This is a genomic window from uncultured Gilvimarinus sp. (genome assembly GCF_963972205.1).
Taxonomy (GTDB): Bacteria; Pseudomonadota; Gammaproteobacteria; order Pseudomonadales; family Cellvibrionaceae; genus Gilvimarinus; species Gilvimarinus japonicus.
This window is the reverse complement of record NZ_CAXAUC010000004.1, coordinates 190058-215067: the sequence shown is the minus strand read 5'-3', so window position 1 is coordinate 215067 and position 25010 is coordinate 190058. Positions and strand designations below refer to the sequence as shown.

Sequence of the window (25010 nt, the reverse complement as noted above, 5' to 3'; positions counted from 1 at the left end):
ATGATCCAAGCTTGTGCACCTACGGCTTCGTCGGTGCACTTTTTCGCGCTGTAAAATAGCGCACCTTGTTACATACAGGAGCCATCATGCACTTAAGGCCCTTTTCTCTGTGTCTACTGACGATCCTCTTAGCAGGCTGTAGCGGTAGCACCTCAGCACCCGACACTCACACCAGCCTATCGTCCAGTCAGCCTCGCTCTAACCAGTCATCATCTGATCGGTCGTCGTCTAGTCAATCTCGCGATGGTGAATTTTATACCGGCGCCGATTTATCATACGTTAACGAGCTATTGGACTGCGGCGTACAATACCGCCACGACAATGTCATCACCGACCCATACCAGCTGTTTGCCAACGCTGGCACCGATATTGTTCGCGTGAGGCTCTGGCACAACCCCGACTGGACGCAATACTCTAACTTTGCGGATGTCCGTAAAACCATCGAGCGAGCGCACGCCGCCGGGTTAAAAGTGTTACTGGACTTTCATTACTCTGACACCTGGGCCGACCCGCACAAGCAAATTATTCCCGCCGCGTGGGAGCATTTGTACGGCGATACCGAGGCCCTTGCCCAAGCGTTAAACGATTACACTCAAGAGGTACTCGCGCAACTAGCTGAAGACGACCAGTTACCCGAGTATGTGCAAATCGGCAACGAAACCAATATCGAAATTTTAAAACCCGCCAGTACGCAAGATGAAACCGCGAGTATTAACTGGCCCCGCTCGATTGCGTTGTTTCACAGCGGTCTGGCTGCGGTGGACGATATAAACACGCGCTTTGAGGCCGACATCCAAACCATGATTCATATCGCCCAACCCGAAAACGCCGTTCGTTGGTTTGCCCAAGCAACGGCGGCCGGGCTGGATAATTTTGATCTGATTGGTTTGAGCTATTACCCCAAGTGGTCAGAGGTGCCCTTAAGCGAGCTTGACGTATCGCTGATTGATCTGCACGACACCTACCAAAAGCCCGTGATGATTGTCGAAACCGCCTACCCTTGGACGCTGGAAAATTTTGACCAAGCCAACAATATTCTCGGTAGCGACAGCTTAATTTCCGGCTACCCTGCCACCAAATCGGGGCAACGCCAATACTTGCTAGATTTAAAACACATCGTACAAAAAGCTGGCGGCTTAGGCGTTATTTATTGGGAGCCTGCGTGGGTGAGCAGCGCCTGCTCAACGCTATGGGGCACAGGCTCCCACTGGGAGAACGCCAGCCTTTTTGATGCAGCCAATAACAACAACCCTTTACCGGCAATGGATTTTTTTGCCAAAGACCAATAATACGGGTAACACAATGAAAACACTTTATACCGGTTTAATTACTTTTGGGGCAGCACTACTACTGGGCGGCTGCCAACCCACCAGCCATTCAACAGCCGCTGGGAAAGCGTCTAACACGGCGCAGCAACAAACCTTTACGGCGCCTATTAATTGGGACGCCAACTGGCAATTCTTTCGCGCCGACCAGGAGCTCACATTGGCGCAGGCACAAACCCACAACGACTGGCAAAAGGTTAACTTACCCCATACGGCCAAAATTGAACCGCGTGTGGTTAACGATCAGTTTCAAGGCGATGCCTGGTACAAAAAAACAATCTCTTACCAGACCGGCTGGCAAGACAAGCGGATACTGATCGACTTTGAAGGCGCCATGAACGCCGCCGAGGTTTGGCTCAACGGAGAAAAAATCACTCAACATCAAGGCGGCTACCTGCCGTTTTCGGCCGATCTTACCGAATCGCTAAAACCTGGCGACAACACCCTGCTGGTGCGTCTCGATAATCGCGACAACAAGATTACCGGCCCCAAACCTATGGCCTCACTCGATTTTAATATGTACGGCGGGCTCTATCGTCACGTCTGGTTGCGGGTCGAAAACTCAGTGCATATCACTGATGCCGTTAATGCCAGTAAAGTCGCCTCAGGCGGAATTTTTGTGCGTTACCCAAACGTGACCGACTCACAGGCGAGTGTGGCTATCGAGACACACATTGCTAACACTGAGAATACACAAAACACCGTACAAGTTCGCCAAAGCCTATGGCAAGGCGATACCTTAATTACTCAAGCGGACCAAACACTGACGATCGCACCACGACAAGAGCAAAGCGCAGCAGTTAACCTCACCGTAAACGACCCCGCGCTCTGGTCGCCCGCTTCGCCTAACTTATATCAATTAACGACCGAGATATTCGACGGCGATACATTGCTTGATCGTGAGCAAACCGCAATCGGCATCCGCGAGTTTCGGGTCGAGGCCGGTGCGCTTTACATCAACGGCAAGCAAACTTTTTTGCGAGGGGTCAATCGTCATCAAGAGTATCCCTACGTCGGTTACGCACTATCAGACAACGCCAACTACCGCGACGCGGCATTAATTAAAGCTGCCGGCTTCGATTATGTGCGTCTTTCCCATTACCCCCACTCAACATCATTTATGCAAGCCGCCGACGAACTAGGCTTGGTGTTAATTGATGCGGTACTCGGTTGGCAATATTACTCAGACGACCCAGCGTTTAAAGATCACGTGGTACAAACCTGTCGCGATTTAATTCGACGTGACCGCAACCATCCGTCTGTATTGGCGTGGGAATGTTCGTTGAACGAGTCCTGGATGCCCGAGCCTTTTATCGACCGGTTACAGGCAGCCGTGCATGAAGAGTACCCCGGCGAGCAAGTATACTCCGCCGGCTGGCAATCGTACGGCTACGATATTTATTTACAGGCGCGCCAACACCGCTTAGAACATTACGAGAAGCCCACCAAGCCTTATATCGTATCGGAGTACGGTGATTGGGAATATTACGCGATGAATGCCGGCTTAAACCAAGACACCTGGGGCGACTTACTGCAAGCTGAGCGCTCCAGCCGACAGCTCTTAAGCGACGGCGAGGTACGGCTACAACAGCAAGCGGCCAATGTGACCGAAGCCCACGACGACAATTTTAATACCCCGGCGGTAGCCGATGGTTACTGGGTGATGTTTGATTACAACCGCGGTTACGCCGATGATCTAGAAGCATCGGGTTTAATGAACCTTGAGCGGTTACCTAAATTCAGCTACTACGTTTATCAAAGCCAGCGCGACGCCGACGATTACGCCGGCCCGCTAAGCTCGGGCTACAACGTATTCATCGCCAGCTATTGGCAACCTGATTCTAGCTTAAGCTTTAATGTTTACAGTAATGCCGATGAGGTCGCACTGACTCTTAACGGTAAAGTTCTGGCGCGACAAAAACCGAGTGAGGCTTACCCAAACTTAGCCCACCCGCCGTTTCACTTTGAGCTGGATAAATTCGCGCCCGGCACACTAGAGGCCATTGCCTACGCCGACGGCAAAGAGGTGGCTCGCCACCGCGTAACCACTCCAGGCAAACCAACACGCCTGACATTAGCGGCCGACTTGGCAGGTAAAAAGGCTAGCCACGACGATTTAGTGTTTGTTCACGCTCAGTTACTCGACAGCAATGGCCAGCCGACCCGCGTAAACGGCTCGCAGGTAAGGTTTCAGGTGAACGGCCCAGCCGAGCTTGTTGGCCCGACGACGACACATACCGAAGCCGGCATTGCCAGTGCCCTGCTAAAAATCACTGGCAACCCAACCAAAGTAGGTGTGAGCGCCAGTAACGAATCGGTCGGCTCCGAGCAGCGAGATGATTTGTTTTAAGCCGTAAAATCACGGAGGTCCGTCATGCTCACAATAGCGAGCATGACGGCCTACAAGGATAAAAACTGCTGTAAATACGCTCGATGAGACAATAATTGCCCGACCGAGTGTTGCAAAGAAGATTCAACGCCGATGAGCAGTTGTGCCACTCGCTGTTGATTGGACGCTTGCACCACCGGGTCATAATCGGCGGGTAGCACACCCATTCCGCTCAGTACCGCGTACCAACTATCTGCGGCGAACAAGTCCAAATCATTGTGTACCAGCCGCCCTTGGCAGCGGTATAAATCCAGTTTAAGTTGTAACGAATTGGGAATGGCTCGGCCTGCCCAGCTGCGCCAAAAATCCGAGTCGCGGCGCGTGGCCGTACTATAATGCATCACCAAGAAGTCGCGAAGACTGTGATATTCAATATCCATCAAGCGATTAAATTCTCGCCGAGTCGGTTCAGAAAAATCGCGACTGGGCAGTAACTTAATAAAATTTAACAGCGCCCGCATTACCAGATAAATACTGGTGGACTCTAGTGGCTCTAAAAAGCCCGAGGCCAAGCCGATAGCGACACAGTTTTTCTCCCACATAGTCTTGCGTTTGCCGGTGATAAAACGCAACACTCTTGGCTCGGACAACACTGGCTCTTTCACGCCCGCTAACAACTGCTCTTTCGCCTGTTGTTCGGTGCAGTAACGGTCGCAAAATACGTAGCCGTTGCCAGTGCGGTTTTGCAACGGAATGCGCCAGCGCCAGCCACTGAGCTCGGCAATCGCCTCGGTATAGGGCGGAAAATCCTCAGCCACCTCAGACGGCACGACCGCCGCGGCATTAACCGGCAGATAATCGCTCCAATCTTGATAGCCGACGCCCAACGTCTCGCCCAGCAACAACGCCCGCTGGCCCGAGCAGTCGATAAAGCATTCGCCTTCAACTTGGCTGCCATCTTCCAGCTGCAAAGCCTTAATGCTGCCATCGGCTGTGCGATGTACCTGCGCCACATGCGAGACGATATGCTCAACCTTATAACGACGAGCGTAATCGGCCAAATATTCGGCAACCAATACCGCATCAAAATGCAGGGCGTAACCCATTCGTGTTAGGTTGTTGGGTTTGTTCGGGTCTGGAATATAAAACTTATTGCCCTGCGCCATAGCCGCCGAGGGGGCATAATCGGTAAAGGTCGTTTTATTGCCTTCGTACCAGCATCTGAGCCACTGTTGAAAAAACGGTTGTGCGTCAATTTTAGCGCCCACATTGCCAAACGGGTGCCAGTAGTGATGATCGGGGCCATTCCAGCCAGTAAACTTAATACCCAGCTTGAACGTCGCCTGGGTCTTGGCGATAAAGTCTTTTTTATCGATGCCGAGAATGTCGATAAAATCCACAAAAGACGGCACCGTCGCCTCGCCGACACCCACGGTACTCACATGGGGCGACTCCACTAATATCACGCGAGCGCCGGTGGGCTTGAGGATACGCCCCAACAGCGCCGCCGCCATCCAACCGGCGCTACCACCACCCAGAATAACGTAGGTTTGCACAGGATTGTGTGGGTTACGCATAAGCCCTCTCAATGGTTATTGCGATATCGTATCACTATACAAAAAAGGGGGCTCATCAGAGCCCCCAAGCGTTCAGTCCATGTATAACAGCTCGCCTCTTGCTAGAAACTCGCGCGCAAGCCCACTTGATAACGTACGCCGGTCATCTCTAACAAGCTCACACGGTCGCGCTGCCCAAAGTACTGCAGGCGCGTCTCATTGGTTAAGTTAATCGCCTCAAACGATCCGGTCAGGTTATCGGTAAAGTCATAGGACATGCTCATATCCAACTGCCCATACGCATCCGTGTACTCGGGTTGCAGGCCGTCGCCGCTGCGGCTGTTCATAAAGTTGTCGCGCCAGTTATACGCTAGGCGCGCCTGAAAGTTGCCCTGATCGTAAAAGCCTACAAAGTTGTAAGAGTTTTCGGCAAAGCCTTCGAGCACCGCTCCGGGCTCTGGCACCAGCGGCAGGTTGATGGGTTCGGCACTTTCGTCTTCGCTATGGGCATAGGTGTAGTTGGCCTGTATCCCAAAGCCGCTCCAAAAACTCGGCAGATAACTAAAGTAATGCAGTGCGCCCAACTCTACGCCTTGCACAGTACCACCCGCGCGATTTTCTTTACGCGAAGAATTGTAGGTAACGGTCTGACCGTTGGCCGCGTAAGCATCTGCCAACGATTGCTCTATCGGCCCCTCCCAGGGGCCAACCGTGGTTAGTGTCGAGATAAAGTTAGAAATATCTTTATAGAAGTAGGCCACCGAATAAGTGCTGTCATCGTCTGCATAAAACTCGTAAGACAAATCAAACTGGCTGACTTGGTAAGATTCTAGATAAGGATTACCACCGGTAATGGCCACGGTGGGGCTATCCACACCGGCACTCTCCTGGCGGTTTACCCCAGAGTCGCTAAGTGACGGACGGGTAATGGTTTTGGCCGCTGCGGCACGCAGAGAGTGGCCACCGCCAAAATCCAGTTTGAGGTTAGCACTGGGCAAAAAGTAATCTTCGCTGGTTTCGACCTCAAGATACTCAGGGCTGGTGGTGGCGGTGTTGTCCACCTGTTCGGGCAAATCGGAGGACTCTTCATTGAGCTGCAACAGCTCAATAGTCGAAGCTGTACCCTGAGCAGTGTTGTCGATTGCAACGTAGCGGCCACCAATATTACCGGACCAGAAAATATCACCCACCTCGCCTTCTAAGTTTACCTGTAAGTAAGTGGCAAACTCAGTTTCTTCATTTTCGTAGCTGCCGCCCGGACCTGGATAAACGGTATCCCAGCCAGCATTTACAATATCGGCACGATAGGCATCGCCGTTGGCCACCGCTTGTTCTAGGTAGGCCTGAGTGGCGTCACGGTACGCTTGATGATCGGCAATTTGCACCCACTGACGCGGAAAATTACCGCTAACACCATCAAGGAAGTTACCATCGCTCAAGGTTAAAACAGAATCGGGCAAAACACCTAAGCTGGCATCACTGCCCCAGGTAGATGCGTCGCCGATATACATACCCGCGCCGTCCCAGGTCTCGCCACCAGTCTCGGGATTAAACTCGGTGCCGTACAAATCAAAGCTAATTGCACGATCAGAATAAGCCGTCCCCACCTGAACCGACTTTACAACGCCGGCGTCGATCTCATACTCTGCATCTAGCTTGAGCTCGGTGACTTCATCTTCGGATTCTTCTGCCATGTAACGCTGCCACGCCGCACGCACTTTAGAAATATCGGTTACGTCGATGCTGCCATTGGTTTGCAAATCCGGCACATCGTTACGGTAATCGAGGACAATCTCACTGGGCTGCGGATCACCGTTTTGATCAAAGCGAGTGTAATGTAAGGCGGTGGTATCGTCGCCTTCAAAGGTGCGCTCGGCGGTGGAGTGCGAGGCATCAAACTCCAGCGTTAGGCGGTCTTGGGTAAAGATCGTATTAAACCCGTAGGCGGTGGTTATTGACTCCTCTAAGCCGTAGGTTACGTTCATCTCAACATCAGTGTCAGCGATAGAAGCTTCCAGCAATGTGCCGGAATCACTCACGACCGCCTCGGTGTAACGCGACAGCGTTTGGTTGGGTACCTGCAGGCCAGAGCCCAGATACTCGCGGTCAAGTTCAGTGCGCAGCACATCAACGGTGGTGGACCAATGCTCGTTAGGCTGCCACTGAAAAACCGCGTTCACGCCAGTGCGCTCACGGCTTTCGTCAATCATATTGTAAATAGTACGACCGGGGCCGCGACTGCCAGCCAGATCGGTAGGCTCGCCGTTTTCGCCCAAGGTATTTTCGCCCAGCGGCAAGCCGTAACCGCTGCCGTCGCTAGAGTACTGGTTCCAGTTATTGGTGCGGTAACGATCGGTACGCGCCTCGGACTCTTTAAAGCTGGCACCCACCATAAAACCCATAGTGTCATCGGCAAAGGTGTTGCTAACCAAACCCACCAACTCCGGGCTCAGCTCTTCGGCCATACTGTGGTAATTACCTTTAACCGAACCGGTAGCGGTAAAACCGAGGCTGTCCAGCGGCCGTGCGGTACGCACATTAATGTATGCACCCACACTGCCCGAGGCGAGATCGGCCGAGGGGGATTTAATAACATCGGCACCGGCAATCAGCTCAGACGGCAACACCTGAAAATCAAAGCTGCGCTCGCCCGTAGTGGTGGCCAGCGTGCGATCATTTAGTTTAACGATATTAAACTGTGGCCCAAAACTACGGACGCTGACTTGCGAGCCCTCGCCATTCACCCGCGAAATAGATACACCGGTAATACGTTGCAATGATTCCGCAACGTTCTGATCTGGAAATTTACCGATATCTTCAGCGACGATACTGTTCTGAATCGTTGCGGCGGCACGCTCACGATCGGTCGCGCGATTTAAGCTGGCGCGAATCCCCTGCACAACAACTTCTTCAATCTGAGGCTCTGATTGCGCTAGAACACAGCTGCCGTATAGCGTCGTCATTGATGCTAAAACAGCCATAGAAAGTTTGTTTGGTTTGAACATACATGCATCCCCTATTATTAATCATTATTATCTAAACTCTGGGCAGCCCTATCGGTGAATAAGACGACCCAAATCACAAACATCTATTAATTTTTTAAGCTAAGCCCGGCAGCACTTTGCTATCAGTCTTGATACACCACGCCATTGGCTTCGGCGTTATGCGCTTCGGAGACATCGACGCCCATAATGGACAGACCGCCCGCGCCGGTAATGGCATCGGCCGCGGGTGTCAGCTGTGCGTTATTGTCAAACAAGCTGCGAGTTGCGGCATCGTCATCAGACCAGGCCGGTGCGTTAAGCCAAAGGCTCGATTGCGTCCAAGTCGCGCCCCAGTAAAACAAGCCGGCAAAGCCGTTAAGGTTTTTTACCGAGTGGGTTAGATCGTAAAGGTAGTCGTACTGACCTTGTTTGGTGTGGGGGTAACTGGTACTGCTGCCGGCGTCACTGGCCGTCCAGTAAGCGGCCGTCTCGACTAAAAAGACATCTTGGCCGTAGGTGTTATAAAGCGTGTTAATGGTCCACACGGCGTCGCTGATGTTGCCGTGCCACATCTCATAAAACGACAAACCTTGTGCATCCATTTTTCCGCCATTATTAACGTAACTGGAATACCAAGCCGTAGCCTCAGAGCCCACCCCCGCATAATGAATAATCACCGGAATATTGCCCACACTTTTAACAGCGTCGTAGCCTGAGTTAGTAAGGCTGACAAAATTACCCCAACCATTGGTCGCCAACCGGCCCAGCTCCCAGCACATGCCTGGGTTAACTTCATTGCCCACCTGCACCATGTTGGGCAACACACCGGCGTTTTGCATTTGCAGTAGAACATCGCGGGTGTAATCGTAAACGGTGCTTTGCAGCGTATTGATGTTCATGTTGTTCCAAGCCGTCGGCGCCCAATTCTGAGCCGGATCTGCCCACCAATCGGAGTAGAAAATATCCAACAAAATATTCATACCCTGGGCTTTTGCCTCTTGGGCCGTGGCGATTACATAATCAAGATCTTGATGCAACGCGTACTCGCCCGGGGGATTCACCAGCAAACGAATACGAGCGTAGTTAAAACCGTGACCTGCAAGCACCTCAATGGCTGAACCGCTTGACGATGCGCTCACCAACTCAAAGCTGACATCATCGATACTGGTCCACTCACTATTCTCGGTGTAAATACCGACGGTGCAGCTGCCGCCTGTGACATTAATGTTGTCCACGGTAACTGGCGTCCAACTACCCCAAGCACTCGCCACAATAGGTGACTGCTTGTCACTACCACCACAGTTTGTGGCGTACAGCCGGGCCTGGCTGGAATCCCCCCCAACGGTATAAGCCGTCAGGCGATAGGTACCATTTTGCAGGCCAGTGACGGTTTGACTCGTATTAGCAGAATAAGACGCGCTCGACGACCAATGGGTCAGACGGTTGCCGTTGCGGCCACTGGATTCAACCAACTGGGCGGAGGCGTCGCCGCCGAGTGTCCAGCCATTAGTGCCGTTTTCAAAACCTGAATTGCTCAGCAAGTTTTGCGCGAGGCTATGGCCCGACAGGAGCGTCAGTGCCAGTAGAACCAGGACTTTTGCCGCTATCGACCGCGCCGCAAGGGTTTTACCGCTTATAAAATCAATCATTTGGGACTCCCGTTCATTTATCTTTATTGGTGGAGTAGTCATCCGAGTTAGCTCAGGGCACAAGAGCTTTTACTCAAATCCAGGCACAAAGTAACATATATAATATAAATACGTAAATTATATTATATTACATAGGGGTGCAAACACTAACATGTTTGACGAGCGACACTTTTAGCAAAGGCTATGAGGAGGCGACAAAAGAGGGGCAGCGCGCATTAGCAACAAACTATGGCTTGGATGAAGCTCTGAGCAGAACCAGAAATAAATGCAGGGGGTCTAAGTGCCGTACAAATTTGTAGCGGCACATATTAAGGCAAGAGGCTTGTTAGTCGATTACTGAAAACTGATACACGGTGCGCGAATGAAACGTTGCACCGGCTTTTAGCGTCGTGCGCGGAAAGTGCGGCTGGTTGGGCGAGTCGGGAAAATGCTGTGGCTCTAACGCGACGCCGGCGTGCTTGGCATAGGCAAACCCTTCTTTGCCCGGCACTGTGCCGCTTAGATGGTTACCGGTATAAACCTGCAAGCCGGGCTCCGTGGTCGATACTCGCAGCTGGCGCCCGCTAGCGGAGTCGGTCAGGGTGGCGGCTAACGCCAACTCGCCAGCAAACTCCGCAGCCCGCAGCACCCAGTTATGGTCGTAACCGAGCGCCGCCTTTAACATAGCGTTGTCGGCACTAAGATCCGCGCTTAAAGCCTTAGCCTCGGTAAAATCGAACGGAGTATTACGTACCGATAAAATTTCGCCGGTCGGTATCCCAGTGTCGTCCACCGGGGTATAAAAGTCGGCGTTTATCTGCAGTTGATGCGCAAGCACATCACCCGAGCGGTGACCTGACAAATTAAAGTAGCTGTGATGAGTTAGATTAATGACGGTATCGGCATCGGATGTCGCACGATAATCTATCTTTAATGCGTTGCCGGCCGTTAACCGATAGGTCACGGTCACCTGCAAATTTCCCGGATACCCTTCGTCGCCAGCTTTGCTTAACAAATTAAAGCGCACCGCCGGCTCACCGGAGTCGTCCAGCACCTCACCCTGCCATAAGCGCTTATCAAACCCCACAGCGCCACCGTGTAAATGATTGGGCGGATTGTTATGGGCCAACGGGTAATCTTTGCCGTTTAAGCTAAAATGGCCACGGGCAATGCGGTTGGCATAACGGCCGATCGTCGCTCCAAAGAACGGGCTGTCGGTTAAATACTGTTTGGGGTTATCAAAGCCCAGCACTACATCGGTGTATTCGCCATCGCGATCAGGCACATTCAAGCTAACCAGCAAAGCCCCTAGATCAGTTAGCTCGGCGTGGCTACCACTGGCATTCGTCAGGCGGTATAAGTGGCTTGTGCGGCCATCATCAAGTACACCAAACTCGCTCACCACCACCTCAGCCATAGTCGGCGCGGCCAACGTAGCCAACAAACATAAATACAGTGCAATACTACGCGCGGATACTGGGGACATGACGGCCTCTCGTTATAGTCTTTTGGACAATCTGATGGTGGCGAGATTGTCTCCCAGCTAGGCGGCGTTGTCTATGCCCTCTGGCCGATTAAGCACTGACGGATTAGCCACAAAAAAGGCGGCTGTTTTAAACAGCCGCCTTTAAGTAGCTAACTACCGAGTTACCTACGGCAGATTGTCCACCTTATCGCCAATGGGGCCCGAGAAGATGTAACCATCGTAAATATCCCAGTTAATCGACCAGGTCATGACCCCGCTAAAGTCAGGGTAAATACCACCGGCGTCAATCGAGCCACACTGGGTGCCGCGGGTAATACAATCGAGCGCGTCCATAATCGCTTGATTGGTCGCTTGGCCAGAGCCTGCAGACGCTGGGCCGGAAGGTAAACCGAGCGATACCTGCTGCGGATCGAGCCCTTCAAAGTAGAAGTTGCCCGCCGTTTGGAAGCCCTCTATCAGCATACGAGCCGAGGCGACCATCATATCCACCGAGCCGGCTGGATACGACTGGTTCGAGTAGGGTGTTTGCAGGCCGCCGTTGTTGTAGAGCTGCACATGCAGTAAATCGAGCAGATCGCGGGTCTGATCGATAATCGGCAGATACGCCCCCCAGATACCACTGTAAGCGGTTTGGCCACCCTGAACGTATGGGTGCTCTGGTGCCATGGTTAACGCCATACCTCCTACGTTGGTATCAATCGCGCGAATGGCGCCCGGCAAACGCGCTTGAATTTGCGTGCCGTGTAACAGCTGCGAGCCACTCTCAAGGTCGATATCAATACCGTCAAACCCCCACTCGTTAATCAGCCCAGTCAGGCTGCTGACAAAGTTGGCTTCATCGGTGTCGGTATTAAGCGTAATAGTGCCTTCGGCACCGCCCAACGACAGCACAAAGATTTTGCCCTGCGCTTGCATCGCCGCCATCTCTTGCTTGAACTGGGCGGGATCTAAACCTGCGCAGCTTGAGCCCGAGCCGTCAAATAAATTGAAATGCACGGTACCGTTACTGGCCGGATCGTTATCGGCAAAAGCAATATCAATCACGTCCCACGCATCGGGAATTTGTGACAGCGGAATCGGACAGCCGGCGGGGTTTTGGAAGTTGTGCCAGTAACCCACCAACGCGTGATCGGGGAAACTACCGGTGTAGCCACCGCCAGGATTTGAACTGGACGAGCTGCTGGAGCTACTACTGGAGCTTGTCGACGAGCTGCTTGATGAGCCGTCATCACAGCTTTGCACCAACGACCAAGCGTCCTGCCAGTGGGCTCCGACACCTGGTTCATAAGCCCAGGCCGCATTTGATGAACACCAGCCAGCCACATCGCAGCGGTACTCACTGTCAACGTTGTCAACCAAATCTCCTACACGGTAAGTGGTACCGGCCACGTACTGCGCTGAGCCACAGCTGCCGTTGGGCACGGATGAAGAGCTAGACGAAACTGACGAGGAGCTACTGCTTGAAAGCGAGCTGGACGATACGCTGGAAGACGAGATGCTGGATGAGCTAGCATCGCCGCACACTCCCAGTAAAGTCCACTGCTGGTAAGGTGCCGAATGCTGCGCTGGCACGTCCCCGCGAGTCCACCAGTTCGCGTTGTAAGCACTGCCGGCGTCTTGCACCTGCATGCCATTGGTGTAGGCGGTACTGCTATCCCACGCATTTAAATTACTGCATTCGTAGGCCTGCGCAGTGGCAGCTAACGAGCTGGCGCACAACACGGCGGTACTAAGGAGCGTTTTCTGAAGCATGGTCAATCCCTCTTTTATTGTTAGCCGCAGCTCAGGCTCGAGGGATTACTGTGCTACCCCATGCGCGCCTGCACCGCATTTAATGCACTCCACCTTTCGATGAAGGCTACCGCGGCAAAATGTTTTGACGGTAAATGTATCACTGGGGGTCCTCCCCGATTGACGCGCGTCATGCGCAAAACGGAACAACTGACACGGCAATACTGCCCCGGCAGAGCAATAGTGCTCTCGCTGGCAAACCCACCGAGGACAACGTTGTCAGAAGCACTAGAGATATCACGGCTGTGGCACTTAAACAACGGGATCAACAAAAAGTGTGACGCCGTTCCGCGTTTGATTTCGAACTGGACTATCAGAGATCCCCACAAGGAACGTAACGAAATAATGCATCAAGCCCTATGGGCTAGTGGGCGCTTCGAGAACGACTTGATCTCGTCCCTGAGCCTTGGCCCGATACAGACCGGCGTCCGCGCGCCGAATCAGTGCTTGATTAGACTCCCCCGGCTGATATTCCGCCACGCCAAAGCTTAATGTGACGCCGCCGCACAGCGGCTTAATTGCGCTCGATTCAGCAACCCGCTGGCGCAGGTTATCCATTAACAGCAATGCCCTTTGGGCCTCGGTGCCACTCAGCGCAATTAACAACTCTTCGCCGCCCCAGCGCGCCAATAAATCAGTACTGCGCAGTCGCGCCTTTAGGGTGAGGGCAATGCACTGCAACACTTGGTCGCCGATATCGTGCCCATAAACATCATTGATTCGCTTAAAATGATCGACATCAAGTAACGCCACACAATAATGGCTGTACTCACGATCGGCGTGAGCTTTAAGCTGCTCCATATGCTCGGTCATGTAGCGGCGATTAAATAAACCGGTTAACGGGTCGTGGGTGGCCAAGGCAATCAGTTGCCGCTGTTGATATTCATTCACCACACGTACACTGATGATGCAAAGCATCAAGGCAACCCCGCAAAACAGCACATTGCCAAGGTACACCCAATGTTGATACCCCCCAAGGCCATAGCGATTGCTGATTTCAACCAAGGTTAACTCCAGCGCTGCAAACACGGCGATACACACGGTACCCAGCACACCCGCATAACGCACGCTGACACTGGGATTTGCCACCACTAAACACGCCGCGGGCCAGAGGTAAAACTGAAAGCCCAGCCCCACCCCCAACACCAGAGTCGCCACCACACTGTGCGCAATAAGCTCGGCAAACATCACATAGGCCGCCAACGCGTAGCGGCCGCGACGCAACCAATACCCGGCACCTAACCACAGCGCCACACTGCCAATATTGACCCACACCAACACATCAACCCGCAAGGCGATAAACAACCCGAGCAAAACAGTGTGTAACACCAGCCCTACAACTACAGCCACTAACAACACTACGTGTTTGCGGCTGAGGGGGTTCATAATTGTGGCGGTTGTCGTACGGATCGCAGTGGACCACCAATTGGCGAGCGGCATAAACCTTTATCCCACATCAGAAACCTGTCACCTAAGCTTAACGGCTATACTCAACTTCGCCACCGTATTTGGGACCATTAACGCTATTGTTCCCCCACTATTAACGTGGGTGCGTTACACTTACAAAATCCCGCAACTGACTCGCTCGCGCTGTATGAACAATCAAAACTCAATGCAAACAACGGCATTGCCACGCTATTTTTTACTGTACCTCGGCGCACTGGTTGCGCTGGGCCCGGTAGCGATGGACGCCTACCTGCCGGCATTACCGTCGATGGCCGACGCGCTCAATGTTCCTATTGCTACGCTCAACGCGTCAATCAGTACTTTTTTGGTGGGTTTTGCCTTGGGCCAGCTAATGGGCGGGCCAATCTCTGACCAAGTGGGCCGCAAAACGGTATGCGTTGTCGGAACTGGTTTGTTTGTCATCGCCAGTAGCGCTATCGCGCTATCAGACTCGGCGAGCGTCATTAATTTGTGGCGATTACTGCAAGCATTTGGCGGCGGTTTTGCCACTATTACTGCCATGGCACAAGTGCGCGACTCCTACCCCGCCGAAGAGATTGGCCGGCGTTTTGCCACGGTAATGATGGTGATGATGATCGCCCCGGTGGTGGCACCACTGATCGGCACGGGGCTATTACAGTTTGGCTGGCGCAGTATCTTTATATTTCAGGTACTGTACGCCGTGACTATGCTCGCCATTATGTTACGTATGATTCCCGAGACGCTAACCGAGCCACGTCAGCGCTTATCTCTTGGGCGCATTGTCTCGCAGTACAACGCCATTTTATTACACCGGCATCAGGGCCGGTTGCTCGCTCTGCGCTTTGCTTTGTGTATCGGCTCCGCCGCTGGTGTATTGCTTATTTTTGTCACTCACTCGTCGTTTATGTACATGACGTATTTTGGCGTGAGCGAGACGACCTTTTCTATTTTATTTGGTTTAAATGCGATCGGTTTAATTGCCGCAAACTCGCTAAGCGCCAGATTACTGAGCGTCATGAACCCGATGCGGCTATTCTGCATCAGTGTCATTATTCAAGCCGTTCTGGTGGTAGTAATGGCGCTACTGACGTGGAGCAACACCTTAACCTTAGGGCTGGCGGTGCCGCTGGTTATTTTAAGCGTTGGTTGCGTCGGCATCAGCAACCCGGCGGGAATGACTCGCTTTATGGCGATGTTCCCGCCCCATCGCGGCGGCAGTGCGGCGGCGATACAGACAGTAGCAATGTTCGCACTGGGCTCTGGAATGGGCGCGTTGGGAAGCGTGTTTTACGATGGGACCTTAAAGCCTGTACTGGCGGTTATGTTAATCTCGGTGGCGATCAGTATGGCGCTGCTGCTAACGTTGCGTCCTTTACATCAGAGTGAGGCATCAGCACTGGAACACCAAGAGAAATAAACAGTAGGATTAATGCCCAATAAATAGCAACACCGCCAATAACGCCAAACCAAGTAAGCCCAGCGCCATAGTCAAAGCTACGCTGTAGAGCGAGCGATAATCGACCGGACCGTCTCGGTCAATCAGATAGCGCACATAACGTGCGTGCCGCACCGAGGCGCCTACCGCGGCAACCACGCCCAAAAAAATAAAAGCGAGCCCAAGGGCAGCCGTCAGGGATTCATCCGCCGCTGGCGCCAGACCGAAGGCGCCCATCAGCAAGCCGGCACGCTCTAAAACAAAGCCAAAGCCAATTAATCCCAGCGCCGTTCGGCTCCAAGCCAGCAAGGTGCGTTCGGCGGCGAGTAACACTCGGGGGTCTTGCATATCAATAACCTATAAAAAAACGGCGCAACCAAACGATTGCGCCGCACCTATAGACTCATAAGCCACTACTGAGCGCGGGCCGCATCCAAACTCTCGCGCAAAGACTTGGTCCAGCTGCGCAAGTAACGATTGGCGTCGGCCATGTTGGTGGCGCGGTTAGTCCACTCTAGCTGCATGTCATCAAAGTCTTCTTTCTCATCCACAACCCGAGCGATAATCTCACCGCTCGCACTATCGTAGGCCTCGAGAAACAAGGTCATCTCCCCCGATGAGGTGGTATAAGTGCGGGTTATTCCCACATCATTGGTGTCAGGGGCGGTGACATCCAGATCGATAATGCTGGGGCGCACCTCCAGCACCGTCTCACCGCTGGCATCTTCACCGACGATTTTGTAGGCCGGCTCACTCTCTAAGGCCTCTAAAAAGTGCTCATCGCAAGAGCGCGCCAAACGATCGGAGATGACTTGCATATCCTCTTCGGTAATTCGGTCTCGCCCCACGGTGCGACTCATATTTTGGTTGCGCATCCAGTCGGCTCTAAATGCCACGGTACAAGGCTCGAGACGGATAGCCGTATACTGCGATAACGACACCTCGGGCTTTATATACATCTGATCAAGTGATTTTTGCGGCACTAAGTGCAAGCCATCGTGAGACACAGCCGGTGGCGGTGTGGCACAGCCGCCAAGCAGTAGTAAACTAGCGGCGCCGGCAGCCAGCAACGAATAAACCCTATGTACAGCCATAAAACCTCCATCATCCAGTGGGTATAGACATCGGCAACAGTGCCGCGTCTCGACGTACGTTAACGGATTAAATGTAGTCCACACCGCCTAAGGCGGCAAGGCCTCATGGCTCGTTAGACAACACTAGCTCAACAATGTATCCACTCGGCGCAGCTGCAATACCACGGCGGCGCCGTCGATCACTTGCGGGCGAAAGTACTCCTCGGCCATAGGGGCAATAGCGCAGTTCGCCGGAAGGGGGCCACGATGCTTAACCAGCTCTTGCATCTGCGGCAAAAACATAAATTGCAGCCACTGGGTAAACGTTAGGGTATCTACCGCAAAGGGCGCGGTACTAGCGAGCGCCTCGGCCGAGGGTGACTCGCTATGCCATAAATTTAGCTCGCGTAACGCCACCTCTAAGTCAATCAAGATATCGGCGACGGCTATGTGTTTATCACTCATACGGGACGGGCTTACGCTTCAATGTGTCGGGTAAAAGGCGGCAACGAATCTAAAATAGCCTTGCCGTAGCGCTTGGTGACCACGCGCCGGTCCAGTAAAGTAATACGGCCGGTATCACCTTCGGTGCGCAGCAAGCGGCCACAGGCCTGAATCAATTTTAACGAGGCGTCGGGGATAGTAATTTGCATAAAAGGGTTGCCGCCACGCTGCTCGACCCACTCGGCAACAGACGCTTCAATCGGGTCGTCGGGCACCGCAAACGGCAATTTAGCAATTATCACATGGGCACAGTAATCGCCGGGCAAGTCGACCCCTTCGGCAAAGCTTGCCAAGCCAAACAGCACACTGCCCTCGCCTTTATCAACTTTTTTGCGATGAGCCACCAACATTTCTTGCTTAGAGCTTTCGCCTTGCAACAAAATTTTGCTCTGCCAAAGCGCGGGCAGCTCATCGTAAACATCAAGCATTTGCCGGCGGGATGAAAACAACACCAGCGAGCCTTCAGTCGGTTGCAGCAGCTCGGGCAGTTGCTGTACCAACGCGGCGGTGTGGGCGCGACTGTCACCGGCATCAACCGCGTCTTTAGGAACATGCAAAATACCTTTGGCAAAGTCAAACGGGCTGGGCACCACCGCATAGCGGCTGTCATCGGGGGTGCCGGTGCGCATCTGCAGGCGATCAAACTTACCCAGCGCGGTTAAGGTCGCCGAGGTTAGCACCGCACCATAGGCGCGATTCCACAAACTAAACTCTAAGGTACGGGCCGCCAAAATGGGGCTTGAGCAAACCTCGATATCGTAATTGCCGTTAAAGTCTATCAGCGTTAGCCAGCGCGCTTTGGGAATACTTTTATCGCCATCGCTGCGCGCGTAACTTAACCATAAACCCGCATTGGCCTCAGCACGCGCATGCCAGGCACCGATGATTGGGTAATTGGTTTCCAAGTCAACTTTAGGCACGCGGCAATGGGCATCCTCCATCGCCTCGTTTAACTCGGCGGCAACTTTACTTAACAGGTCGGTTAAACGATCAAAGCTTGAATGCAATTGCTCGGCTTGCGCGACGATATTATCGGGCACCACCCCTCCGACAAACCGGTAGTGGTTGGTTTTCCAATCGCGCGAACTGTCCTCTAACGATTGGATGCGCTCATCCAGCACCGGATACAACATATCCAGCTCACGTTTACACTCAATGAGCTGGCCAGGCAATTGCTCGGCGTAATCATCAACACGACCGGCACCGCTGATCTGCCCGAGGATTGTCCCCAAGCCTTTATTGCATTGCTCCAACCAGCGACTGGTCGAGAGCATACGACTGTGGTGGGCGAAGTGATTAAGCGCTTTGTCGGGAAGATGATGCCCCTCGTCAAAGACGTAAATCGTCTCTTCCGGGTCGGGTAAGATCGCGCCACCACCCAGCGCCAAATCAGCCAACACCATATCGTGATTGGTGACAATACAATCGGCGGTATGCAGCGCATCGCGGGCTTTAAAAAAGCTACAGGCAGACACATTGGAACAGCGCCGACCGGTGCACTGACGGTGATCGGTCGTGACTCGCGCCCAGTCGTTAGGCTCTAACCGGGTCGGCCACGAGTCTCGCTCGCCATCCCATTTATTGCCTGCCAACGCATCCATCATGGACTCGTACAACTTTACCCCTTCGGCATCAACGCTGGGTAATTCGTCCTCGTAGAGTGCCCGGGTCGGATCAACCGCCGATGCAAATTCGCTCATCAAATTGTCGAGCTTAGACAGACACACATAGCGGCCGCGACCTTTGGCCAGGGCAAAACTAAACGATAAGTCTGTGTGGTTGCGCAGCTCGGGTAAGTCTTTGTGCACGATTTGCTCTTGCAACGCGACGGTAGCGGTAGATACCACCAACTTTTTACCCAGCGCTTTGGCAATAATAATGGCGGGCAAAAGGTACGCAATGGTTTTACCGGTACCGGTCCCGGCCTCGACCACGCACACATGGCCCCCGGTGTTGCGCACGCCCTCGGCGTCAGTGCCAATCGCGCCGAGGGTGCGGGCAATCTCGGCAATCATCAGTTTTTGGCCGTGGCGCGGCCCCAACTCGCGGCTTTGCAAAAACGCCGAGTAGGTTTGCTGGATTTTTTGCTTTAACTCATCGGTTAACATTCGCGTTACTGACCGCCGCCGGTGGCCGCCAACTTATTGCGCACCGGGTTGGCGTACATGGCCTGAACAATATCGCGATAATCCGACGGCACCGCTTGTAAACGCAAATCAAAACTGGCGCGTTCGTCACTGACATTGCTCGGCTCGTAAGACAGGCTTTTGTCCGAGTAAGGCAGCGAGCGGGCCTCTTCGCCCACTTGGTCAAACGCCATACAGTTGCTTGAGTGCAGGACGTAATTACTCCAAATTTGACGATCAATTTCGGCGGTTACCGCATCGGTATCGGCAAAGTCGCCACTGAGCACGTCACCAAACGCAACGTGCACATGACCCTTTTGCCCGGCAATGCCACGGGCAATACTTTGCACATCTTCTTGATCGCCTTTTTGATAAGCGCCCGAGGTACGCTGCTGGTGCAACTCATGGGCTTTTGCCTCATCGCACGGGTCCAACTCATAAGAGATAGACACAGGCACAATCGATAGCTCGCGCACGTAATCGGCATAGTCTTCCGTTTTCGGACGATTGAGCGTCAGCATACCCACCACGGCCGAGTTCGTCAGGTCATTGCCGTCTTTAGCACGACCCTCGCGCTGGGCAATCCAGATATTGGCGTTCTCGGCGGTTAACGAATGGTAAATATAGGCCGAAAGCTTTTTCGCCGCTTTTAACTTCTCCCGTGGCGCCTTGGCCGAGCGATTGACGATAAAGCTCTTATTCAGGCGCATTAAATCCGACACATACTCTTTGGTAAGCAAGTTATCGCCAATGGCAATTCGCAAGGTTTTAAAACCTGCGTGGTACAAGCTCCAATTGACAAACGCAGGGTCCATGGCGATATCACGATGGTTGCTGACAAACAAATAAGCGCGGTTCGGGTCGAGTTTATCCAGCCCCGAGTGGGTGATTTCAGTCGTGGTGCTTTCAATCATATGGCGCATGTACTTCTCGACCACCAGCTGAAACTTATCGACGCTGTCCACCCCCACCAGTTCGCGACGCATAACCCGAGCCACCAGCGGGCGTAAGATGAAGCCTAAAGGCCCGGCCAGGCGCGGAAACTTTAAGCGCATCACCGCATCGGCCAGCTCCCGGTCAGCTAAAATCCGGTCGAGTACCGGGCGAACTTCATCGTCATTGTAAGGGCGGATATCGTCAAAATCAGTCATGGGCAAATATCTAACGGTTAGTCATCATAAAGAAGTCAGTAGAAATCGTTAGTCGCTTGCAAACATCAGCGAACTAGGTAGCCTAAACCGCGATTATCGGTAAGGCTTGGCCCGACTCTACGGCAGGCAAAATTAGCGCATAAAACTTGCACGTAAATAAGGCGCACAACATACCCAAAAGAGGTGCAAAATGCCACTCACAGCGAGTAAAACCTGCCCTTGTGGCTCGGGCAAACGCCCTATGGACTGCTGTAACCCTTTTATATTGCACGGTGGCAACCCGCAAACCGCCGAGCAATTAATGCGCTCGCGCTACAGCGCACACGTTTTGTTAGCGGTAGACTACCTCTGGCACACTTGGAGCCCCTCGGTACGGGGGCACAGCTCACCCGAGGCGATCCGCGAGTGGGCCAGCAGCTGCGAGTGGCTAGGGCTTGAGATCCTCGCCTGTGAGCGCGGTGGTCTTGGGGATGATGAGGGCACGGTAACCTTTTGTGCCCATTACCGGCTGGCGGGGCGGGAGCAGCAACACTTAGAGAAGTCGCTATTTCGGCGTGAAAATGGCGTGTGGCGCTACCTTGATCACGCGCCATAGCCGCTCAAGAAGTGCGTTAAAACAGCCTACTGGCCGATAAATCAACCAAATTCTGTGACACGTAATGATGTTTTCGGCGCCAAAAGTCGTTACACTTTATACTTCGGGTGCCACATAGGGCACAAGGGCACTCTGGGTTACTGAATGAAAATTTTGTTGGTTGAAGACAGCGCTACACTGCGCCACGCGATGAGCCAGTACATCACTGAAGCCGGCCACACCCCGCTGGTGGCCGACAGTGGTGAGGCCGCGTTGCAGCTGCTGGAAGATACCCCGGTGGACATGATTATCATGGACGTCGAGATGCCCGGCTTAAACGGTTTTGAAACAACCGCGCTGATTCGCGAGTGGCTCGGCAGCCACTGGATTCCCATCATTTTTGTCACCGGCATGAGTGACGACGAGGATTACCGTCAAGGTATTGAGGCGGGCGGCGATGACTACCTCATCAAACCCGTCAGCAAGATGATCATCAACGCCAAGATCCGCGCGATGGAGCGGATCGCCGATATGCGCGATCAACTCAGCAAGCTCAACAACGAGCTGGAAGAGCTCAGCCAATTAGACAGCCTGACGCAGCTGCTCAACCGCCGCACTTTTAACGAGTACGCGCAAAAGCAGTGGCTACTGGCCGGGCGCCAGCTCACCCACACCTGTGTGCTGATGCTTGATGTTGACCACTTTAAGCTCTACAACGACCACTATGGCCACCCCGCTGGGGACCGCTGTTTGGTGCAAGTGGGTAACGCCATAAAAAGCTGCCTAAAACGTCCTTACGATTTGCTGGGCCGTTACGGGGGGGAGGAGTTTGTTGTGCTACTGCCCGACACCGACGTCAGTGGCGCCACACGAGTGGGGGAGTCGATCCGCCGCGCCGTCGCCAATCAGGCGGTACCCCACGAGGCATCGCCCACCAGCGCTCATGTCACTGTGTCGATTGGCGGTGCCAGCTGCTCGCAAACGGCGGGCTACTCGCTAGAAGAGGTGATAAAAGCCGCTGACCGAGCACTGTATCGCGCAAAGCATTCGGGCCGCGATTGCTTTGAGATCGATGAGATGACCGCCCACCGCACGGTCGTGGTGGCGTACCCTGACGCCGAGATCCAGCTGCAAGCCTGCGAAGCACTGCAACCTCACTACAATTTAATCACCGCCGATAACACCGACGAGGCGTTGGAGCTATCGCTGAATATTCGCCCCGATTTAGTGGTACTCAGCCCGGCGATGACGGACGTAAAAGGCCGAACGTTAACCGAGCGATTGGCCCAGGCCGCACGGACTCAGACAACTCCGCTGCTGTTTATACTGAGCGACGACAGTATCTTTGATACCCCGCCCGGCACCTCATCGCTATCGCTACCCAGCGAGCGAGCCCGACTGCCCGCCATGGCCGCCCGTCTCATTGACGGTACTTAACCCAACCCGCTACAAGGTGCGCGCCGAGTTATACCAATTAACGTCGCGCGCGTACTTATCCACCTGATCCACCACATCCAACACCAGTGCAAACAGCGCCATCCGCACCAATACGCCATTGTCGGCCTGACGAAAAATCGCGAGATTGGGGTTGTGATTTAAATCGTTGTCCAACTCGTTGGCGCCCGCCCTAGAATCGCGCGGCAGCGGATGCATAATGACGGTATTGGGCTCACAGTACTGGGTGTAAATGGCCTGATTCAACCGAAACCGGCCGCGATACATATCCGCCTCTTCTTTCGTGGCAAAACGCTCCTCCTGAATTCGCGTGGAGTAGGCGATATCGACACTGGAAATACTCTGAGGTAAATCATCCGTGACCACCACGGTGTGCCCGGCCTCGCGCATTTGCTCGACAATCGACTCGGGCATCGCCAGCTCCACCGGCGACACCAGCGTAATATGAATATTCTTGAACAAGCTCAACAACTTACACAACGAGTGTACTGTGCGACCGTATTTTAAATCGCCAATCAGCGCGATCCGCAACCCATCTATCTCACGCCCCTTGGAGGCCAGCTCTTTGCGAATGGTGTACAAGTCTAGCAATGCTTGGCTGGGGTGCTCGTTTGCGCCATCGCCGCCGTTTAACACCGGCACGCGGCTGGCATCGGCAAACTCGGCCACCGACCCCTCTTGTGGGTGGCGCATACAGATCACATCAGAGAAACCCGACAACACCCGCGCGGTATCGTACAGAGACTCCCCCTTGGTGATAGCCGAGCTTTCAAAACCGGTAGTCTCGCGCACTTCACCACCCAACAAATTAAACGCGCAACCAAAGCTAATGCGGGTGCGGGTACTCGGCTCAAAAAACATATTACCCAGAATAGCGCCCTCTAACACACGGGTTACCCGACGACGCAGGGCATAGGGCGCCATGGCGTCCGCCACCTCAAATATGCGCTGTATATCGGCGCGATCAAACTGAGCAATAGAGAGAATGTGGGAGCCGGTAAATATCACGTTGAATCCTCAGGGCGGGGCCGCAGGTGGGTGAGAGAAGATTGCCGCGGCTATTTTAACGCCCCTCGCGGCGATGGCAAACGACAAAACCAAGAGATTTTGCAAAAAATGATTCACGCGCCTTGAACCGATGTTAAAAAGGCTTTATAAAATCGTCCCGCGGCCGATAATGGTTATACCTTAACTATTATTACATCAGGAATCGACGGGCGTGAGTCCACCGCCCGGCAGCAAGAATAAGGACAAACTGTGCCCGATCATCCCGATACATTGGCAAAATACTGCCCCACCCAAACGGCACTCGCGATTGTCGAGAGCCAGGCATTGCGCTGGAGTGCTCCCGCGCTCTTCGCCGATCCGTTTGAGCTGAATCACCGCACCACGCTCGCGTTTGACCCACACTCGCTGCTCGACAGTGTGATTCGCGCCGCCTGCGGGATGATCTTTGCGCGCGATGAGCCCCGAGGTAACTCACCGCTGTCGACGGTGATTCGCCGCTGGCGCGACGAAGAGCGCTTCGCCTCGCCCGAGGAGGCCGAGGAAGCTCTGCACGAATTAATGGCACGGATGGTGGACCAACGCCAGAGCGCCATCGATGAAATGATGAGCGAGTGGCGCCAGTACACCCGCGCACTGCGTATTTGCTCGTTCAGCACCAAAGCCGACAACCTAACCGCTTGGCAATATTACGCCGATTGTCATCGCGGGGCGGTGCTCAAATTTGCCTGTGGCGAGAACACCTCACTCGCGCACCCTAAAGCCGTTAACTACAACCCGATACGGCCCGAGATTTCCAGCTTAAAAGACCAACTTAATGCGGTGTTGCACAACGAGCAGCTGCGCCCACAGGACACCTTTGAAGATAAATTTTTGAGTAAGCCGCCCACCGCCAAAGGCGAAAAAGAGTGGCGCTGCTTTACCGAGGCAGGCGACGAAGACGGTTTGCGAGACAACAACGAACAACATTGGTATATCGACCGGCCGTTTGCACAGGATGAACTTAAATCCGTCTACCTCGGCGCCTTTATGCCGGTATCGGACAAAAAAGCCTTACTCGATGCGGTCAAAAAACATAACCCCGATACCAAAGTATTTCAGGCGTTGCCCGTGGCCGGGAAGTACGAGGTGGAGTTTACCCGCGTATAACGCCATCACCT

General features: G+C 53.6%; 18 protein-coding genes. 6 read left to right on the top strand and 12 right to left on the bottom strand.

The window, feature by feature from the left end; genetic code table 11:
- Nucleotides 1-86: 86 nt before the first annotated feature.
- Together AACY82_RS09355 and AACY82_RS09350 are read left to right on the top strand one after the other, a co-directional pair.
- Nucleotides 87-1289: an arabinogalactan endo-1,4-beta-galactosidase gene (locus AACY82_RS09355; protein ID WP_339616532.1), complete on the top strand. Its 1203-nt coding sequence runs from the start codon at nt 87-89 to the stop codon at nt 1287-1289.
- A gap of 13 nt (nt 1290-1302) precedes the next feature.
- A complete protein-coding gene (locus AACY82_RS09350) occupies nt 1303-3675 on the top strand; it encodes a glycoside hydrolase family 2 TIM barrel-domain containing protein (protein WP_339616531.1) in 2373 nt (790 codons plus the stop codon).
- Between the two features lie 50 nt (nt 3676-3725).
- Here the strand turns inward: AACY82_RS09350 and AACY82_RS09345 are convergent, their stop codons facing one another.
- From AACY82_RS09345 to AACY82_RS09320, 6 genes are all read right to left on the bottom strand, one after another.
- On the bottom strand, nt 3726-5231 hold the full coding sequence (locus AACY82_RS09345; protein ID WP_339616530.1) for a tryptophan halogenase family protein: 1506 nt from the start codon (nt 5229-5231) through the stop codon (nt 3726-3728).
- 101 nt (nt 5232-5332) lie between these two features.
- A complete protein-coding gene (locus tag AACY82_RS09340; RefSeq protein WP_339616529.1) occupies nt 5333-8215 on the bottom strand; it encodes a TonB-dependent receptor in 2883 nt (960 codons plus the stop codon).
- 122 nt (nt 8216-8337) lie between these two features.
- The gene (locus AACY82_RS09335) at nt 8338-9843 is read right to left on the bottom strand and encodes a glycosyl hydrolase 53 family protein (protein ID WP_339616528.1); all 1506 of its coding nucleotides are present in this window, start codon (nt 9841-9843) and stop codon (nt 8338-8340) included.
- A 325-nt stretch (nt 9844-10168) separates the two neighbouring features.
- Nucleotides 10169-11308 (bottom strand): aldose epimerase family protein, encoded by a 1140-nt coding sequence (locus tag AACY82_RS09330; protein ID WP_339616527.1) that lies wholly within the window; start codon nt 11306-11308, stop codon nt 10169-10171.
- A 165-nt stretch (nt 11309-11473) separates the two neighbouring features.
- Nucleotides 11474-13060: a glycosyl hydrolase family 18 protein gene (locus AACY82_RS09325; RefSeq protein WP_339616525.1), complete on the bottom strand. Its 1587-nt coding sequence runs from the start codon at nt 13058-13060 to the stop codon at nt 11474-11476.
- Nucleotides 13061-13456: 396 nt separating this feature from the next.
- Nucleotides 13457-14485 carry a GGDEF domain-containing protein gene (locus AACY82_RS09320; protein ID WP_339616524.1) on the bottom strand — a complete coding sequence of 343 codons (1029 nt, stop codon included), beginning with the start codon at nt 14483-14485 and terminating at the stop codon, nt 13457-13459.
- 28 nt (nt 14486-14513) lie between these two features.
- Here AACY82_RS09320 and AACY82_RS09315 point away from each other — a divergent pair, with 28 nt between their 5' ends.
- Nucleotides 14514-15944 carry a multidrug effflux MFS transporter gene (locus AACY82_RS09315; protein ID WP_339616523.1) on the top strand — a complete coding sequence of 477 codons (1431 nt, stop codon included), beginning with the start codon at nt 14514-14516 and terminating at the stop codon, nt 15942-15944.
- Between the two features lie 9 nt (nt 15945-15953).
- Here AACY82_RS09315 and AACY82_RS09310 read toward each other — a convergent pair whose 3' ends face one another.
- The 5 genes from AACY82_RS09310 to AACY82_RS09290 form a co-directional block, all read right to left on the bottom strand.
- Nucleotides 15954-16310, bottom strand: a complete 357-nt coding sequence (locus AACY82_RS09310; protein WP_339616522.1) for a DUF202 domain-containing protein — start codon at nt 16308-16310, stop codon at nt 15954-15956.
- A 65-nt stretch (nt 16311-16375) separates the two neighbouring features.
- Nucleotides 16376-17056: a DUF3313 family protein gene (locus tag AACY82_RS09305; protein ID WP_339616521.1), complete on the bottom strand. Its 681-nt coding sequence runs from the start codon at nt 17054-17056 to the stop codon at nt 16376-16378.
- 123 nt (nt 17057-17179) lie between these two features.
- Nucleotides 17180-17500 carry a YqcC family protein gene (locus tag AACY82_RS09300; RefSeq protein WP_339616520.1) on the bottom strand — a complete coding sequence of 107 codons (321 nt, stop codon included), beginning with the start codon at nt 17498-17500 and terminating at the stop codon, nt 17180-17182.
- 11 nt (nt 17501-17511) lie between these two features.
- Complete coding sequence (dinG, locus tag AACY82_RS09295) at nt 17512-19647, bottom strand: ATP-dependent DNA helicase DinG (protein WP_339616519.1); 2136 nt, start codon at nt 19645-19647, stop codon at nt 17512-17514.
- A 5-nt stretch (nt 19648-19652) separates the two neighbouring features.
- A complete protein-coding gene (locus AACY82_RS09290; protein WP_339616518.1) occupies nt 19653-20816 on the bottom strand; it encodes a 1-acyl-sn-glycerol-3-phosphate acyltransferase in 1164 nt (387 codons plus the stop codon).
- 190 nt (nt 20817-21006) lie between these two features.
- Here AACY82_RS09290 and AACY82_RS09285 point away from each other — a divergent pair, with 190 nt between their 5' ends.
- Nucleotides 21007-21411, top strand: coding sequence for a YchJ family metal-binding protein (locus AACY82_RS09285; RefSeq protein ID WP_339616517.1), 405 nt, complete (start codon nt 21007-21009; stop codon nt 21409-21411).
- A 144-nt stretch (nt 21412-21555) separates the two neighbouring features.
- Entirely contained in the window at nt 21556-22827 is a 1272-nt protein-coding gene (locus AACY82_RS09280) for a diguanylate cyclase (RefSeq protein WP_339616516.1), read from the top strand.
- Between the two features lie 9 nt (nt 22828-22836).
- Here AACY82_RS09280 and AACY82_RS09275 read toward each other — a convergent pair whose 3' ends face one another.
- Entirely contained in the window at nt 22837-23853 is a 1017-nt protein-coding gene (locus AACY82_RS09275) for an aspartate carbamoyltransferase (protein ID WP_339616515.1), read from the bottom strand.
- Between the two features lie 249 nt (nt 23854-24102).
- Here AACY82_RS09275 and AACY82_RS09270 point away from each other — a divergent pair, with 249 nt between their 5' ends.
- The gene (locus AACY82_RS09270) at nt 24103-24999 is read left to right on the top strand and encodes a DUF2971 domain-containing protein (RefSeq protein ID WP_339616514.1); all 897 of its coding nucleotides are present in this window, start codon (nt 24103-24105) and stop codon (nt 24997-24999) included.
- Nucleotides 25000-25010 lie beyond the last annotated feature (11 nt).